The 15,852-nt window shown below is 70.4% G+C and carries 20 protein-coding genes; all 20 read left to right on the top strand.

The window, feature by feature from the left end:
- Positions 1–16: 16 nt before the first annotated feature.
- The 20 genes from BKA18_RS27510 to BKA18_RS27415 all read left to right on the top strand — a co-directional run bounded on the left by BKA18_RS27510 (position 17) and on the right by BKA18_RS27415 (position 15,794).
- Positions 17–586 (top strand): hypothetical protein, encoded by a 570-nt coding sequence (locus BKA18_RS27510; protein ID WP_366048834.1) that lies wholly within the window; start codon positions 17–19, stop codon positions 584–586.
- A gap of 24 nt (positions 587–610) precedes the next feature.
- Positions 611–1,408 (top strand): hypothetical protein, encoded by a 798-nt coding sequence (locus tag BKA18_RS27505; protein ID WP_366048833.1) that lies wholly within the window; start codon positions 611–613, stop codon positions 1,406–1,408.
- A 49-nt stretch (positions 1,409–1,457) separates the two neighbouring features.
- Positions 1,458–2,189 (top strand): glycosyltransferase family 2 protein, encoded by a 732-nt coding sequence (locus BKA18_RS27500; RefSeq protein ID WP_366048835.1) that lies wholly within the window; start codon positions 1,458–1,460, stop codon positions 2,187–2,189.
- On the top strand, positions 2,182–3,294 hold the full coding sequence (locus BKA18_RS27495; RefSeq protein ID WP_366048832.1) for a hypothetical protein: 1,113 nt from the start codon (positions 2,182–2,184) through the stop codon (positions 3,292–3,294). The genes BKA18_RS27500 and BKA18_RS27495 overlap by 8 nt, the downstream gene beginning before the upstream one ends.
- Positions 3,295–3,346: 52 nt before the next feature.
- Positions 3,347–3,805 (top strand): hypothetical protein, encoded by a 459-nt coding sequence (locus BKA18_RS27490; RefSeq protein ID WP_366048831.1) that lies wholly within the window; start codon positions 3,347–3,349, stop codon positions 3,803–3,805.
- Between the two features lie 300 nt (positions 3,806–4,105).
- Positions 4,106–5,203 (top strand): hypothetical protein, encoded by a 1,098-nt coding sequence (locus tag BKA18_RS27485; protein WP_366048830.1) that lies wholly within the window; start codon positions 4,106–4,108, stop codon positions 5,201–5,203.
- 95 nt (positions 5,204–5,298) lie between these two features.
- Positions 5,299–5,796: a hypothetical protein gene (locus BKA18_RS27480; protein ID WP_366048829.1), complete on the top strand. Its 498-nt coding sequence runs from the start codon at positions 5,299–5,301 to the stop codon at positions 5,794–5,796.
- A 100-nt stretch (positions 5,797–5,896) separates the two neighbouring features.
- Positions 5,897–6,331, top strand: a complete 435-nt coding sequence (locus BKA18_RS27475; RefSeq protein ID WP_366048828.1) for a hypothetical protein — start codon at positions 5,897–5,899, stop codon at positions 6,329–6,331.
- A complete protein-coding gene (locus tag BKA18_RS27470) occupies positions 6,328–7,104 on the top strand; it encodes a tetratricopeptide repeat protein (protein WP_366048827.1) in 777 nt (258 codons plus the stop codon). Before BKA18_RS27475 ends, BKA18_RS27470 begins: the two co-directional genes overlap by 4 nt.
- Positions 7,101–7,958, top strand: a complete 858-nt coding sequence (locus BKA18_RS27465; RefSeq protein WP_366048826.1) for a relaxase/mobilization nuclease — start codon at positions 7,101–7,103, stop codon at positions 7,956–7,958. Before BKA18_RS27470 ends, BKA18_RS27465 begins: the two co-directional genes overlap by 4 nt.
- A gap of 13 nt (positions 7,959–7,971) precedes the next feature.
- On the top strand, positions 7,972–8,670 hold the full coding sequence (locus BKA18_RS27460) for a hypothetical protein (protein WP_429638689.1): 699 nt from the start codon (positions 7,972–7,974) through the stop codon (positions 8,668–8,670).
- Positions 8,671–8,690: 20 nt separating this feature from the next.
- Positions 8,691–9,443, top strand: a complete 753-nt coding sequence (locus tag BKA18_RS27455) for a hypothetical protein (protein WP_429638688.1) — start codon at positions 8,691–8,693, stop codon at positions 9,441–9,443.
- 24 nt (positions 9,444–9,467) lie between these two features.
- The gene (locus BKA18_RS27450) at positions 9,468–9,875 is read left to right on the top strand and encodes a hypothetical protein (RefSeq protein WP_366046917.1); all 408 of its coding nucleotides are present in this window, start codon (positions 9,468–9,470) and stop codon (positions 9,873–9,875) included.
- Positions 9,876–10,148: 273 nt separating this feature from the next.
- Complete coding sequence (locus tag BKA18_RS27445; RefSeq protein ID WP_366046916.1) at positions 10,149–10,538, top strand: hypothetical protein; 390 nt, start codon at positions 10,149–10,151, stop codon at positions 10,536–10,538.
- Positions 10,535–11,338: an SPDY domain-containing protein gene (locus BKA18_RS27440; protein WP_366046915.1), complete on the top strand. Its 804-nt coding sequence runs from the start codon at positions 10,535–10,537 to the stop codon at positions 11,336–11,338. Before BKA18_RS27445 ends, BKA18_RS27440 begins: the two co-directional genes overlap by 4 nt.
- Positions 11,339–11,364: 26 nt before the next feature.
- Positions 11,365–11,709 carry a hypothetical protein gene (locus BKA18_RS27435; RefSeq protein ID WP_366046914.1) on the top strand — a complete coding sequence of 115 codons (345 nt, stop codon included), beginning with the start codon at positions 11,365–11,367 and terminating at the stop codon, positions 11,707–11,709.
- A gap of 2 nt (positions 11,710–11,711) precedes the next feature.
- Positions 11,712–12,533 (top strand): SPDY domain-containing protein, encoded by an 822-nt coding sequence (locus BKA18_RS27430; protein ID WP_366046913.1) that lies wholly within the window; start codon positions 11,712–11,714, stop codon positions 12,531–12,533.
- A gap of 63 nt (positions 12,534–12,596) precedes the next feature.
- Positions 12,597–13,187, top strand: coding sequence for a hypothetical protein (locus BKA18_RS27425; RefSeq protein WP_366046912.1), 591 nt, complete (start codon positions 12,597–12,599; stop codon positions 13,185–13,187).
- Positions 13,184–13,957, top strand: a complete 774-nt coding sequence (locus BKA18_RS27420; protein ID WP_366046911.1) for an SPDY domain-containing protein — start codon at positions 13,184–13,186, stop codon at positions 13,955–13,957. Before BKA18_RS27425 ends, BKA18_RS27420 begins: the two co-directional genes overlap by 4 nt.
- Positions 13,958–13,997: 40 nt before the next feature.
- Positions 13,998–15,794, top strand: a complete 1,797-nt coding sequence (locus BKA18_RS27415; RefSeq protein WP_366046910.1) for a TraM recognition domain-containing protein — start codon at positions 13,998–14,000, stop codon at positions 15,792–15,794.
- Positions 15,795–15,852: the final 58 nt, after the last annotated feature.

Below are 15,852 nucleotides of genomic sequence, written 5' to 3'. Positions count from 1 at the left end.
CAAAAGCAAGAGGCTCATGAATCCCAATGTCCAGCGCGAACTGATACCTCGCGATGACACCCTCCGCCTTATCGCGGCGCTCGACAACATGGAGGTCAAACTCCTCGACGCCGCTGAGCAGTGGCAGCTGCTGGACGCCACCGGCCATGTGCCGGCCGCGCCGTCCTACGCCGAGCTGATCCAGCACGCCGACGACGCGCAGTCCCTCGCCCACGACGTCGTCCAACTCACCGCCGAATTCGCCCAGACCGCCCACAGCACGAACCGAGACGGCAGTGCCGTACTCGCCCGCCTCTCGACGGCGGCCACCATGTCGTGCTTCGCCGCACCGCACTTCGCAGAGGCGGCGGAGACCGCCCTCTCCCTGCGCCGGGCCTCCCGCCCGGCCGACAAGCAGCACCTGGAAAACCGCATGGTCATCGGCCATGCCACGGCGCGCGCCTACTTGCGGCGCACGTCGGAATCGCTCCGCGACGCGGCCAAGGAACTTGGCAATCACCTCGACATCCACCGCTTCTTCCCGACACCTTCCCAACGGGAGAGCCCAGCGCCTCCGTCGCCCAAGCCGAGTGCACGTCACCGCTGACCCGAACCGAATCCGCTCGGCCCCATGGAGCCCATGCCCCACCACCGCGCAGACCTGTCCTCCTTCGCCGCCGCCCTCGCCGCTCGCCTGCCCGGCACCTGGACCAGTGAATATCGCCAGCACGTCGTCTACCGCGACCAGTTCCCCCTTGGGGAAGAGGTCTGGGACAACGGCCTCGTCAGCTGGGCGTTGTCCGAGTTCGTCCTCCGCCGCCACGCGCAGCTCGACGGCCCCGCCGGTCAACGGCTCTGCGTCATCGACCGGCCCCTGCACCGCGACCAGTTCCTCGTCGCGTCCCTCCGGCCCGATGATGACCTCAAGCCGCACCACTTCGACCGTGTGATGGAGCCCAACGGCATCAAGGTCGCCAGCGACCCGCTGCGTGCCGCCGTCGCAGTCACGCGACGCCTCCTGCCCCACTACAGGTGCGCCCTGACCGCTGTACGCCGCAAAGCCCTGGCACCGCCCGAGCCGCCACTGCTTCACGTCCCGCCCGAGGCCGACCAGGTCGTCACTCTGGTCTGGTACGAGGACGGAGTGCTGGGCACCCCTTATGCGTCCGTGCCCGAGGAGGCACGGATGCACCTGTACGCGCACGGCTTCCAGTACCACCCGCACCGAGCCGCTTTCCTCCTGCCCACCGCGTACGGCGTGGAGGGTCGTGCACTTCGAATTCAGGCAGTAGCCCACCAGCTCGCGACGCAGGGCATCGGCGTGAACCTCCGCCACGCGATACCGGCCACCAACCAAGTCCCACCCACGCCGCCGACGACCGCTCCCGCCACCGCGTCGGGCAAGCCCCGAACTACCGCACGCCGCTGACTCCTCCCGCCCCTCTCCGGAGACCGACCTGCCCACACCCCGCATCACGATCGTCATCGCGACCCGCCTGCACGACGACCGTCTCGACTACCTGACCGCCATGCACGCCAGCCTCACCCGGCAGACCGTGCCGTGGGAAGCGGTGATCGCCATCGACGGAGCCGACCCCACCCGCCTGCCGGCCCCTCTGGCCGCAGACCCCCGTGTCCGCACCGTGGTCACCCCCCAGCGCGTCGGCGCTGCCTGCGCCCGCAACCTCGCGCTCAACACCGTCCGTACAGAGTTCTGCAACTGGGCCGATGACGACGACGAATTCGAAGACCACGCCATGGCCACGCGCCTGCACATCCTCAAAGAGACAGGGGTGGGCTGGTGCGCCGGATACAGCCAGGACCTCCACCCGGACGGCTCGACCTCACTGTGGACTTGCCCTGCGCCACCGGGCCGACACGAAGCGGGCGACGTATGGACGTACTGGAAGCACCCTTCAGACACCATCCCGATCGGCCCCACCACGATCCTGGCACGCACCGACCTCGTACGCGCGGCTCCCATGGGTGGTCTCGTCCAGGGCGAGGACTACATGGCCCTCGGCGTCACCAACCTCGCCCCCGGAATCCTGCTGCCCATCCCGGTCTACCGCTACCGCAAGCACCCAGGCCAGATGACCAAGCAGGCCACATACGACCAGCTGGAAGCCGCATCCCGCGAGCACGCCTGGAACTACGGCCGCAGCCTGAGCGCCGCTCTCCGCTCCGGGGAGGCACTCGCCCATGGCTGACGCCCAGATCATCCTCACCGACAGCCGGCACAACGGCATCGTCGCCCTCGCCTCCGGCGAGAAGTACCCCTGGGCACACACCGCTCTGCAAGAGTGCGGATTCCAGCGCGAGGAAGCCGGCGTCTACCACCTGCCGGCCAACGAGCCCACCACTTCCCGTACCACGCTGGCCAATCTGATCCGGTGCGCCGAGCGGCACCACACCACTGTCTGCCTCAGCAGCCGGCAGTTCATCGGCGACATGGCTGACCGCATCGCCCTTCTGCTGCCCGGCGTTTGGAAGGCGCAGGTCGAGGTCTACTCCCATCCCCTGTGGCAGGAGGACCTCGTGCCATGGCTGTGGGACAGCGGCGAACTCGGTCGCGCCGTGCGCGCCACCCGCCTCCCGTACGCGGCCACCCTCACCAACGCCACCACCGGCACCACCCTTCTGCTCGCCGAGCGTCCTGGGTACCAACGCGACTATCTGATCGGGGCCTTCGCGCCCAGCCCCCTCGAAGAGGGCTTCGCTGACCCGCATGCCCCGCGCAGCATCGTCCTGCCTCCGTCCCCCGGTCTCGCGGCACGGGCGATCACCGACCGCTACCTTCCGGCCTACGACCGCGCCGTCCATGCCCGCAGCACTGACGCGGTCGCCGCGGCGCTCGCCCGCCTCCGCAGCGAACACAGCACCTGGACGACCATGATCGCCTCCGGCCGGTACAGCGACGCCACCCCGCTCAAGTTCGGTGCGCTCGAAAGCTCGACAGAGGAATTCCTGGACAACTCCTGGCGCGACTTCCTCACCGTGCTCGACCACGCGCCACCGCTACTGGACCGGTGCCGTCCCACCAGCACCCCGTGGCCCGAGGACTCCACCGCCCTCGTACGCCTGGCGGGCGCCCTGGCCGACGCCGAGGCCCTACACGAAGAGCTGGCCGCCGGCATTCGGTTCACCCGCGGCGAGCGCGTCACACGAACCTGGACGCCCATCGAGACCTGGCTCACCCACGGCGAGGCATTCCTCCGCCAGGCGCACACCTGCACACCGCGTGTGCGAAACGGCCCCGCCGCCACGGCTACACCTCGCGCCCTCCCGCCCGGCGCCCCCGCACCGCGCCGCTGAGACAGCCCGCCCGTCGGTGCCCGCGCCCAGCCACGACAGAAAGCTCCGCACCTTGGCCCCATCCCCCCACTTCGCCTTCGGCACTCACCCCGACCACGGCTTTGTCGCCACCTTCTCCTCCTCCATGCCCGCGCACCTGGCCCATTGGTTCCTCGACCGGGAACAGTTCGTGCCCGTCCCCGACCAACCGGGCCTCTTCCGACTCACCGAGCCCGAGCGCGACGGCCCGCGCCGCACCCGGCAGGCCGCCCACGACCTGCGCCGCCACGGCTACGCCGTGCAAACCGATGTCGCCCTCGATCCGGCTGCCTCAGCCAGGCCGCCCCGCCCCACCCAGTCCAACGGCCTATCGGAGCGGCGCAGCCGGATCGCACAGGCTGCCGCTGGCCAGTCACCGCAGTACGGCATGACACCGACGGCCTCACTGCCGCCCGCGCGGTCGGCCCTGCCGGAGCCCGGCTACGCACCCACCGCCCAATCCCCCGCCTATGCCCCCAGCCGGTCACGATGACGACCCCGCGCCAGCCGATGCGCATCACCTACGGCGGGGCGCCCTGGGCCATCGGCGCAAACGAAGGACCGTCGCCTGACGTGGCCGCCGAGATCACTCTCCACCTCGCTCAGGCTGCCCCCACGCGCCAGACCACCGTTACACGGCCGGCAACCCCGACCGCCGTTCCCGTCCCGCCAGCGGCGGTGACGAGTACAGGCCGGTCCCGCTGACACCGACCACCAGGAGCAATCGATCCCCACACCCCCCACTCCTTCGACCGCCGAACTTCGCGCCCGTGCCCGTGACTTCCGGCTGCGAATGGCCGTCATCGACCGCGAGGTGGAGACCGTGCTCGACACCACCCGCGACCGCCACGGGCGGACCGTCCACCATCACACCGCCACGGCAGCTCGCGCACGCCGAAACCACGCAGCCATCGACGCGTACGCCATGGATCTCGCCCCGCGCGCCGACGAACTGCTGACCGCCGCCCACCGCGCTCTCGACGAGCTGCCTCCCGCCCGACACACCGCCGCGTGGCGAAGCGTCCTCGACAGCCTCGCCACGTCCCACGCCGAGATCGTCCGAGTGCTCGATGAGCCCGCCACTCCTGGCTCGGACGCTGAGCGCGAGCAGCACGCAGGCGTGTGGCCGCATCTCGCTGCCTGGGCCGACCACGGCTCCATCGCCGCCGACCTCACCGACCAGCATCACCAGCCCGCGCCCGAACTGGCCGACGAGGAACGGCAGATGTGGATCGAAAGGGCCCAGGCTGCACAGAGGCGTGGTGAGCTGGAGCTGATGGAGTCGTGGTACGCCGCCGACGGTCGACGGATCACGCTCGCCGATCTGGTCGAGGACGACACGTCCACCACGATTGCTCTGGCCGGGGACCCGGATGCGCCGGAGTATCAGGTGATCGGTCACTACGACAACGAGTACGCGGCCGGGCAGGCGCTACCGCGCCCCGTTCCCCCTGGGGTGCTGCGGCCGGACGCCTCGCGCTTCAACCGCCCGGAGCCCGTGCCCGAGGTGTCCTTGCAGGAACTGCGCCGGGACGTCGTCGAGGCCCGCACTGCAGCGGACGTCTCCGAAGCTCTGCTCACCACCACCCAGCACGGCTACGACGCGGGCCCGCTGATCCGCCTCCAGGAACTCTTGGAAACCGCAGGCCAGTTCGCCTTCGCCCTTGAGAGCGTGCAGGGCCGCCAGGTCGCTGCCCGGCTCGCCGCGCTCGGCCGACAGGTCGAATTCCTCACCCGCGAAGTCCACGAGGCAGCCGAAGACCTCGGCGCGACCATCGCCGTCCTGCCGCCCCACCGCACCCCCGCACCGCGGATCCGCCCGCGACTCGCCCTGGACACCACACCGCCCACATCGCCGCCGCGCACCACAGCAACCGCACGCCACCGCTAGGGCACCGTTCCGCCCCGGTCGACGCACCGACGCGGACACGCCTGAGCAGGCACCCCAACTTCCCGTTTATTGCACGTCTTCAAGGAGTTTCACCTATGGCCGTCCGTACGACCTGGAACGTCCAGCACACCTGTGGACACGATCTGCCGCACGACCTGTCGAACCGTCCCGCCGACAAACGCGCCGGCTTCGCCCGCTGGCTCGCCGCGCGAGACTGCACGGACTGCTGGCAGGCTGGCCGCCACAGTGACAGCGCCGACAGGGCACAGTGGCTTGCCGCCAAGCGGGCCGAAGAACAGCAGGCCGCGACGGAGTGGGCACAGCGGTTCGACATGCCGCCGCTTGAAGGCCCCGAGCGCGCCCTGGAATGGGGCGAGCGGTCCCGCCACCAGCTGATGACGGCCGCGCACACCGCCCTCGTCATCGAGGGCACCTGGGACGAGGCGGACTGGGCGGAAGCGGAGGAGAAAGCACGAGCGATCACGCAGGCCGGATGGTGGATCGACCAGAGGGACGCCAACGGCTCTGACCTGCTCGAACTCCTCGACGCAGCCGGCGAATCGGCGCGCGGGACAGAGAACCCGTTCCGCTAACGGGGTGCAACATAGACGACGATCGCCGGTTAGCCAAACCGGCGATCCTCCGGACCATTGATCCTTCCGCCGCCACCCCCATCCGCGTGGAAGGACTCGTATGACATCGCCCTCGGCACCCCCGCCCACACCAGCGTTCGCGCCGACGCCTGACCCGCTCACGCCCGCCCGGGACATCACCCACGCCCACTTCGAGCCCGGAGACCAGGTCGTCATCCTCAAAGGGGTGGCGGGCGGGGATCTGTGGGGGGATGCGGTGCACGTCGTCGCCCCCTCGTGGCACACACCCACCGACGAGGACGGGTGGCGGCTGCGCGACGCCACCGGAGGCGCGCAGACGTACATCACAGGCCACCCCCGCTACCTGGTGCATCTCTCGCACCGCTGCCCGGAGTGCCTGATCCACCTGCGCGCCATGGAAGACCACCTCCTGCCGAAGTACGCCGACCACGACGCGTTGGTTGACTGCGGCTGGTACACCACCACCGCCCTTGGCCAGCTGGTGCACATCGCCGATGCCCGGAGCGGCCGGTGACCCTCCCCGTACGCCGCCCCGGCCGGGCCCACGCCCTCCTCGACGCGGAAGCCCGGGCCGCCGCTGATCCGGCCGACCCGTCCTGGCCCGTCCGCCTGGCTGAAGACCTGCGCGAACTAGACGCCGACTGGCGCGAGTCGGCTGAGGTATGCGCGAATGCCGCATGGGCGGCACGCTCCGCTGGGCACAGCGTTCTTGGTCTGCTGAGCCCGGAGCAGGTCACCGCCGCCGGCCCCGATCCGGTCACCAGCCGCACCTTCCGGCATCTGTACATGAGCGCCCTGCGGTTCGATTTCCGCTGCCCCACCCTCCAAGCATTCATCGAACAGCTCCCGAGCACCACGCTCCGGTCGCTGGACTGCTACAGCCGCGCCTTGTACGCCTTCGCGCTGCTGGGCCAGTCCCGTCCCGAGGGCCTGGCGTTGATGGACGAGGTACTCGCGGAGGCAGGGGAGCACACCAAGACGCTGCACGTTCTGCTGCACGGTCTGTGGCTGGGCCAAGGCTTGGAGCAAGGCGCCGCGCGCCTCCTGGCTCTCAGCTCCCGACCGGGCTTCGACACCGACAGAGACCCGATCCTGCTCTTCCGGGTAGCCGGCGCCCTGCGTCGGCTGGGCCGATACGACGAGGGGCTGACTGCCATCGACCGGGCCCTGGACCTTCTCCCGCCGGGTGACATCGCAGTGCACGCCGACCTGGTGCGCGAGCGCTCCCTGATCGCCGCCGTCCGTGACATGCCCTACCCCAGCCCCGCGGGAGGAACAGCAACATGATCCCCCGCATCAACGAACGCACCCACACCCCTCACGACCCGCTCAGCGAGGCGCTGGGATACGCGGTGCCCTTCGTGGGCGGTCTGACCGAGCATGCCGTCGTCGCCTACTGGCCGGGGCTGGACTCCTACATCCTGGACGACGAACAGGCCACGTGGACAGCCAAACAGTGGGCCGAGCACCTCGAAGACCCACTCCTGGAGCATCCGTTCGCCGTCAGCCCCCAAGGCGACCGGCGGGCAATCTTCCACCTCGATGCGCGACTCCACCCCGACGACCGGGAGCTGTCCCGTGCAGAGTGGGCGGAGGCCGCCCACCGTCTCGCTCGCGCCGCCGGCATCGAAACACCAGGGGACACGAACGACTGCCACTGGATCGCTGTCCAGGGCAAACCCGGACGCCTGGACCTGATCGCCAACCTCATCCGCCTCGACGGCACTTGGCAGGGTCAGCCAGCCGACCTCCTACGGCGGCTCTCCGACGAGGCCCGCGCCATCGAAGAGGACCTGCGCCTCACTCCCCCACGAACCGCCTCCCGACAGCGCGGCAGCAGCCAGGAAGCGCCGACCGCGTCAACGCAGTTCGCCAGGGTTCTCGCCCAGCTCGCCAACGAACAGGACGGCCCGCTGGTCGCTGTGCGCGGCCTCGTCGAGCACACCGCACACCGCTTCGCCGACCAGGCCGGTGCCGCCAGCGCCGACACTGCGCATCGCCTGGAGCTAATCGCCCACCGCCTCTACGGCATCCAGCGGGACCTCCAAGCCACCGCCACCAGCCTGAACGCCCCGCCCCAGCCGCGCACAGCCGTTCCGGTCCCGCCCACAGTCAAGGCAGTCACACGCCAACCACGTTAGGAGAAACGCTTCTTTGGCCCACGCCGACCGCTTCCTGAGTATCCGACGCGATCCGTACTCCGATGAAGTCCTCGCCCGCGGCGGCGACCCAGAGGCCCACAGCCTCCTCCAGCGCACCGGGTTCGTCCCCGTCGTACGAGCCCACGAGACATACCACCGCGTCCCCACCAACCTCGCGGAGCACGACGAGGCCCGCCTCGCCACCAAAGCGGTCGCCCGGCTTCGATCCACCAGCTACCACGTCGACTGCGACAAGGACTTCGACACCGACGACCGCCCGACGCACCACCTGCCGCTCGGGACTTCGGTCGCCCACATTGCCGAGTCCATCCGCGAAGCCACCACCACCGACGAGGTGGCCGACACCCTCACCGAGCTGACCGCCCCCCACGACGGCGTCCTCGCCGCTCTCGACGACGTGCTCGTCACCCTCGCCGAGTTCCACGAGGGCCTCGGCGACGCGGCCGACCCGCACATCGCCCGACGCCTGCGCTACCTCGCCGACGAGCGCCTGGGCGTCATCAGGAGCGACCTCTCCCACACACGCAACGACCTCGCCGACCGCCACGTCCCGCATCCCGGCCGCAGCATCTGCACCGAGCAGGTCCCCGCCAACGAGCGAGAGCGCTCCGCCGTGTGCGCCTGCCCGCCCCCGCCGCGCACGGTTCCGGCTCCGCCTCCCCCGCCCGTGGCCGCCGCGATGCGCCGCTGACCCAACCGCCCAAGGACACCATGCACGACCACGAAAACTCCGAGCGTCTCGCCTCGTTCGCTGACGTCCTCGCCAGCGAACTCCCTGACAGCTGGACCAGCGCCTATCTCCCGCCCGAGCACAAGGACGACCTCGCCGAACTGGTCGACCGGATCTGGGACCTGGACCTCGTCGCCGAGGCCCTCGCCCATCACCCACTCCAGCAGGCAGCCGTCCTGGCCCGGTCGGACGGTGCCAGGCTCGCCGTCCTCCACCGTCACGACGAGCGCGACGGTTTCCTCATCGCCGCCGTCGCCCCCCGCGACCTGCCCGACGAGGCATACCGCGGTGTCAGCGAGCCGAACGGCATTGCCCTGACCGACGACCCCTTCCTGGAGGCCGAGCAGGTCGCCGGTGACCTGCTGGCCCGATACGACATCGCGCTCACGCAGGCCCGGCACAACGCTGCCCAAGACGTGCAGCCGTCACAGGCGGACCGGGTCGTCCTGACCTGGCAGCCCGACGGCGGCCTCGCCGCCTCCCCCGTCGGTGACCAGGCCGGCTCTGTCCTGGCCGCCAACGGCTTCGTCCGTGACAGCGCGGGTGTCTACCGCCTCAACGGCGACGACACCCTCACCCAGGCGCGCGCTGTGCGTGAGACCGGCCGGCAGCTCGACGCTCTCGGCATCGACACCGCCCTGCAGCACCCCTCGGGCCGGATCGCACCCGCCGCCACACCCGCCGTGGCCCCCCCTGCCCCTGCTGCCCGCGCCTCGACGACCAGGACTCGATGAATCACGCTCTGAACTGGAGACCTTATGGGTAATAGGGCCGACGAGTGCGGCACCGACGTCGAGATCTACCGCAAGCCCCTGACCGACACGATCCACGCCGACACTCCTAGCGGCGCCCCCGAGCAGCTCCTCGACCTGCTCGACCTGCTCGACCTGGAACGCCGGGAAGTCCGTACCGCCGGCCCCGTCTACATCTGGCACGAGGTACCCGGGCACCTCGATGCCGACGAGCAAAAACGTCTGGCGAGCCGCGCGATCCCCGCACTTCTCGTGGCCGGATACAAGGTCAACTGCACCCCCGACGTCTTCGACGAGGCTGCCTACCAGCAGGCCGTGCAGGAGATCCGCTCCCGTCGAGCCCGACCAGCTGCGACGCGCCCGGCTCCGGCCGCCCTCTCCTCTCGTTCTGAGCCGTCCCGGCGCACCACGTAGTAGCGGACGGTGGCCCCAGTACCGACTGGGGCCACCGGGGGCCTGCACCACGCAACCGACCGGAGAGTTCCGTAACACCCCGCACACCCCCACCGATCACCCACCACCTCAAGCCCAGACTCGCGACCGCACTGCTCCGTCGATATCTGCACGCCTGCGTCGTGCGGGACTGCGGCAGCCCGCTCGCCACTGGCCGGTCCGACGGCGCCCTGGGGGAATCCCGCCGCCTCGGACACCGCCCTTGACCCCTTGCCCCTGCGCTCCGGGAGGACCATGCCCGACCCCACCCCCTACGCCGTCCCCCTCGCCGAGGACATCGCACGTGGACTCGCCCAGCTGACCGAGCACCTCGCTCAGGCCCCGCCTCGCCAGGCCGCCAAGATCCTGGGAAAGGTCCTCGACGCCGACGAAGGCGTCCTGGGCCGGATGACCGGACTCATGGCCACCGGCTCCCAGATCGCCCAGCACCGCGCCCAGGCCGGCTCCCTCCCGCCCGAGGTCTTCCTCGCCCTGGGCCGGGCGGCCAACGCGCTCCACGACATCGCGCTCGACCTCGACGAGCACGCCGACGACATCCGCCGCCTCGCCAACCCGCCGACCGCCGCACACCCCGCAGTGTCCAAGCCGGTGGCCTCCGACATGGTCGTCAGGCGGCACCGGTGAAGAAGCACAAGCAGCCGGCCGGCCGCCTGGGTGAACAGGCCCAGCAGCACTACCTGGTCGAACCGCGGTACCTGGCCGGCGGCGGCGACGTGCGCCATGTCAGCGAATTTCTGCGCGCCTCAGGCTGGAAGGACCGCTCCAAGAGCGGCGGCCCGCTGGTCTTCGACAGCCCTGACCGCACCATCCGCGTCGCGTACGACCCTTTCATCCAGCCCGGCGGGTGGATGATCCGCGCCGAGGCCACGCGTAGGCAACCGGCCTGGCACGTGACCTTGGGCCGTCAGACCCCAGTGGAGATCGTCGCCGGATTCACTGACGCCCTCACCCAGCCCCGCTCCGCCCACGCCCCCAACCCCTGGGCCCCCCTGCACCAGCACAGCTGGAAGACCGAACAACACCGGCACCCCACGGCGACCAGCCCGGACGACAGCAGCTGGGTGCAGTTCCACCAGACCGCTCCCGGCAAGGCGTTCTGGTGGGCAGGAGCACGCACCGAGCACGGCAGAACGTGGGAAGCCCATCTCTCCCCCACCACCCCGATGCACCTCGTCCAGGCACTCACCGCAGCCCTGGCCGACCCGCAGCCGGTGATGCGGCCCCGCGGAACCGTTCCACCCTCGACCCGCGTCCGCACCACCTCCGTCTCCGTCCTGCCCTCCCAGCTCAGCGCCTGGCAGCAGACCCGCATCACCGCCGCCCGCGCCGCCACCTGGGCCCGCAACTCCTGGGCCGCCGCCCAACCCCGCAACCGCAGCGCCCGGCCCCACACGGCGGCCGGAAGCGCCCGCGCCACCCGCTGAACCGCCCCACATCAACGAGGAGCCCCATGCCCACACCCACTCCGGACGACGTCCGCTGCGCCACCGAAACCCTCACCCAGTTCACCGAGTACCTGCGCGAGAACCCCAACCTCGACGAGGCCATCGCCCTGATGGAACCCCTGCTCGACGAATACACGGGCCTGCCCGTGCAGCTCGGCGACACCCTGCGCGCCCTTGCCCGCGCCGTACTCGCTCACCCGGGCATCCCGAACCGCACGGCCGTGCACGCGCTGGTCGACGACCTGCGGACCGCTGCGTGGGAGCAGACCGACCAGCACACCCTCCACTACACCCTCGACGACCTGCGCACCCTTGTGCGGAGCGCGCCTTCCACCACTGCGGGGCCCTAGCGGTGCCACTCAGCGAGCAGCAACTCGCCGAGTTCGCCTCCACCCACGCCTGGCGAACCCCGTTCGACATCACTCCCCGCTACCTCGCCGGCCCCGGTGACGCCCGCCACGTCACGCACGGTCTCGCCGCGGCCGGATGGACCCGCACCTCGGACCCGCTCAGCCCCGAAATCGTCCTGACGAGCCCGGACAAGCGGTACCACCTGCACTTCGACCCGCAGTCCGCCACCTCCGCCTGGTGGCGGCTGCGGGCCGAGCCCACCTACACCAGGTCGTGGTACGCCGAATTCGGCGAACTCGTCCCCGCCGAGATCCTCGTCGGCCTCACCGACGCGCTCACAGCCCCTCTGCCCTCCGAACAGCCCAATCTCTTCCGCACGTTGGGATGGGCAGGATGGGTGATCGACACACCGAACTCCGCCTTCTCACTTGACGGCATGTGCCACGTAGAACGGCGGACCGACCTCGGCGACAGCAGGATGCCGCACTGGCACATCGAGGCGACGGAGCCGGCCCCCGGCATCTTGGGGGCCCGGATCTGGCACGCCTCGTTCGACGAGCACACGCCCGCCCACCTCGTGGATGCCTTCGTCACCGCGCTCGCCGACCCCGCCCCGCTCCAGCGCGGCAGGTACGAACGCACCGCGCACCACAGCGCCGTGCCGAAGCCGAGCCGCCCGCTCACCCGGCAGCAGGTCCTCGATGCCCACACCACCCGCCTCGACGCGCTCCGCACGCAGGCACGCGCCGCCCGCCGGGAACAACCGGCCCCCGCCCTGGCTCCAGCGCCCCCCACGAGCGCGGTCTCACCCCTGCGGCGCTGACCACCAATCCCGCCGGCCCCCATCACCGCATGTGGTGGGGAAATTCCCCCCGAAGGATGCCCTTTGCCCTCACCCCCCAATGAAATCCACCAGCAGCGGCTGGAGCAGCTGGCCGTCTTCATCCGTGAAAGCGCCCAGATCCAAGCCGACTGGGACACCTACGCCGAGCAGCACACCAACCTCGACGACGTGCCCCACGACGTGGGGGCATATGTGCGGCGCGCCTACCACCGCGATGCCGAAATCTGGAGGGCATTCAACCGGGTCCGTCCTGGTGCCAAGGCCCTCGTCGCCACCGCCGAGACGCAACTGCAACACCTCCCAGCCCGTGCCATCCAGCCCCGGTGGGCCTGGCAGCTCGGGGTCCTCCACACTGCGCTCGACCACCTTGCCGCCCTCCAGGAGGAATGGCTCGCCATCCGCGACAGCCTGCACCCGTCCGCCCGACCGGGAACCTGGCTCTACGACGACGAGCGGGCCCAGCGCAACGCCGAAGCCGCGCACTACATCGACGAGTGGGCCTCGGCCGGGGAAACCGTCCTCGAAATCCACCAGGCCGCGCAGCAGGCACCCTCACCACTGACCATCACGCCTGCGGTGCCAGCCCCCGCGCCGCTGGTGTCGGCCAGCCGCACAACCAGGGCCCACCGGTGAGCGGGCCCGATATCGTCGATGTGGCACTGGTCGCCCCGCGCTACCTGGCCGGCGGGGGCGATCCCGCGTGGGTCACCGCCCCGTTGCACCGATCCTGCAATTGGAGTGCCCAACCCAACCCGCTGGTGCCACACGTCGTGCTCACCAGTCCCGACAGCAGGGCCGTGCTGCGTCTGGGACCGGACCCCGACGGTCCGTGGTGGACCCTCCAGCACGCGCCCGTGGACAAGCGGCGGGCCTGGTCGGTGAGCTTCGGCGCTCGCACCCCCGTCGAGATCATCGCCGGATTCACCGACACCCTCACCGACCCGGCCGCCGCCCAGGCGCCCGCACCCGATCCGTACGAGCCCCTGCGTCAGGCCGGATGGTTCGAAGGCCACGACCACGACGGCCTCACCTCCCCCGACGGCCTCGCCCACGTGGAGCACTTCACCCACGGCTTCACGGACTGCTGGTTCGCCAGGACCGCAGTCAGTGAGGACCCCGAGGGCCTGATCTGGCGCGCGTACCTCAGCGGCGACACACCTGCGCACCTGATCACCGGCTTCACCCGCGCGCTCGCCGAGCAAGCCCCGCTCCCCCGAGATCCCTATCCGCTCCGCGTCCCGCTCAACGCCCGCCGACAGGCCCGCGTGACCACTACCCAACGCCCCGCCGCTGAAGTCGGCTTCGCCCTGGACCGCCGCGTCACGGCTCTCGCCGATCGGTCCAAGCAACCAGTGCCCGCCCCCGTGCCGCCGAGGGCGCCACAGCCCCGGCGTACCCGCTGACGCCGCCCATCCCCGACACCACCCCCTGGAATCAATCCTCTTGCTCAACTCCTCCTCACCGAAATCGAACGACGGCTACGACATAGCCTTCAAGGCCCTCCTCGGCGTTCTCGCCATCGTCGTCCCGTTGTCCAACCTCGCCTGGCTCGGCGGAAACGCCACCGCGTGGATGACAGGCTCCGGCAGCGCAGCGCCCTACGAGCCGATCGGCGCGCTCCTCCATCCCGACCAGCTGTGGCCCGGCCTCGACCACACCGCGCTGCTTGTCGGCACCCGCATCGCCCCCACCGCCGTCCTGCTGGCCCTCGCCGCCCTCGGTGCCCTGTGGTGGTCGCGGCACAAGAACACCCCCGGCGGAAAGAAGAAGTCCTTGCGCGGGCTGGCTCGCAAGAGGGACATCGAGCCCCTACTCGCCAAGGCGATGACAGCCAAGGCCCGCTCCCTGCGTCCGAGCCTGGCGGACGCCAAGCACATCGCTCCCCACGACACCGGAGTCCTCCTCGGTGATCTCCAAGGCACCCGGCACGAGGTCCGGATGGGCTGGGAGGACGTCGCCGTGGCGATCATGGCTCCCCGCTCCGGCAAGACCACGAGCCTGGCCATCCCCTCGATCCTCAGCGCCCCCGGCCCCGTCCTGCTGACCTCGAACAAGGCCGGCGGCGACGCCTACACCGCCACTATCGATGCGCGTGCGACCGTCGGCCGGGTCTGGTCGATGGACCCGCAGCAGATCGCCCATGCCGAGCGCACCATGTGGTGGAACCCCTTGGCGGATGCCAAGACCCTCGAGGGTGCCGGCCGCCTGGCCGGTCACTTCCTCGCCGCCAGCGTGGACGCCTCCCAGCAGGGTGACTTCTGGTCCAAGGCCGGATCCAACATCCTCTCCCAGCTCTTCCTGGCCGCCGCGCTCGACGAACGCCCCATCACGGACGTGACGTCCTGGCTAGCCTTCCCCGCGGACCGCACCCCGCTGGACATCCTGCGCGACCACGGCTTCGTAGCCGTCGCCGCCCAGCTCAAGGGCACCGTCGAAGGCCCGCCGGAGACCCGCGACGGCATCTACGAAACCGCCCGCCAGTACGCCGCCGCCCTGCTGAACACGGAGATCGCCGCGTGGGTCAGCCCGCAGGGGGACACCCCTGAGTTCAAGCCGTCGGAGTTTGTGGACAGCACCGACACGCTCTACCTGCTCTCCAAGGACGGCGGCGGCGGTGCCAGCGCGCTGATCGCGGCGTGCGCGGACTCGGTCATGCGGGCCGCGACCGCCCGCGCCGAACGGGCCGGCGGAAGGCTCGACCCGCCGATGCTCGCGATCCTCGACGAGGCCGCCAACGTCTGCAAGATCTCGGACTTGCCCGACCTGTACTCGCACCTGGGCAGCCGCGGCATCATCCCGATCACCATCCTGCAGTCCTACCGGCAGGGCCAGAAGGTGTGGGGCGATGCCGGCATGGACGCGATGTGGTCGGCCTCCACCATCAAGGTCGTCGGCCCTGGCATCGATGATCCCGACTTCGCCGACAAGCTCAGCCGGATGATCGGGGACCACGACGTGGAGAGCACGTCCGTCTCGCACTCCGAGTCCGGCAAGTCCACCAGCGTGTCCATGCGACAGGAACGCATCCTGGCAGCCGACGCCATCCGCGCCCTGCCCAAGGGCAGCGCGCTGGTGCTCGCCACCGGAATGCGCGTCGCCGCCCTCGACATGAAGCCCTGGTACCTGCAGCCCGAAGCGGACGAGATCTCCGCCGCCTCGGAGCGTGCCTCGAAGGCCATCACCGAACGCGCCGTCGCCAAGACCACGCCGAAGCAGAGCGACTTCACAACGGCCGCGTAAGCCGGCCACCACACCCGGCGTGTAACACCAGCAACGCCCCCCACAACACCAGCCGGCC

It is taken from the genome of Streptomyces auratus, assembly GCF_050433025.1.
GTDB classification, from domain to species: domain Bacteria; phylum Actinomycetota; class Actinomycetes; order Streptomycetales; family Streptomycetaceae; genus Streptomyces; species Streptomyces sioyaensis.
This window is presented reverse-complemented; position numbering and strand designations above follow the sequence as displayed.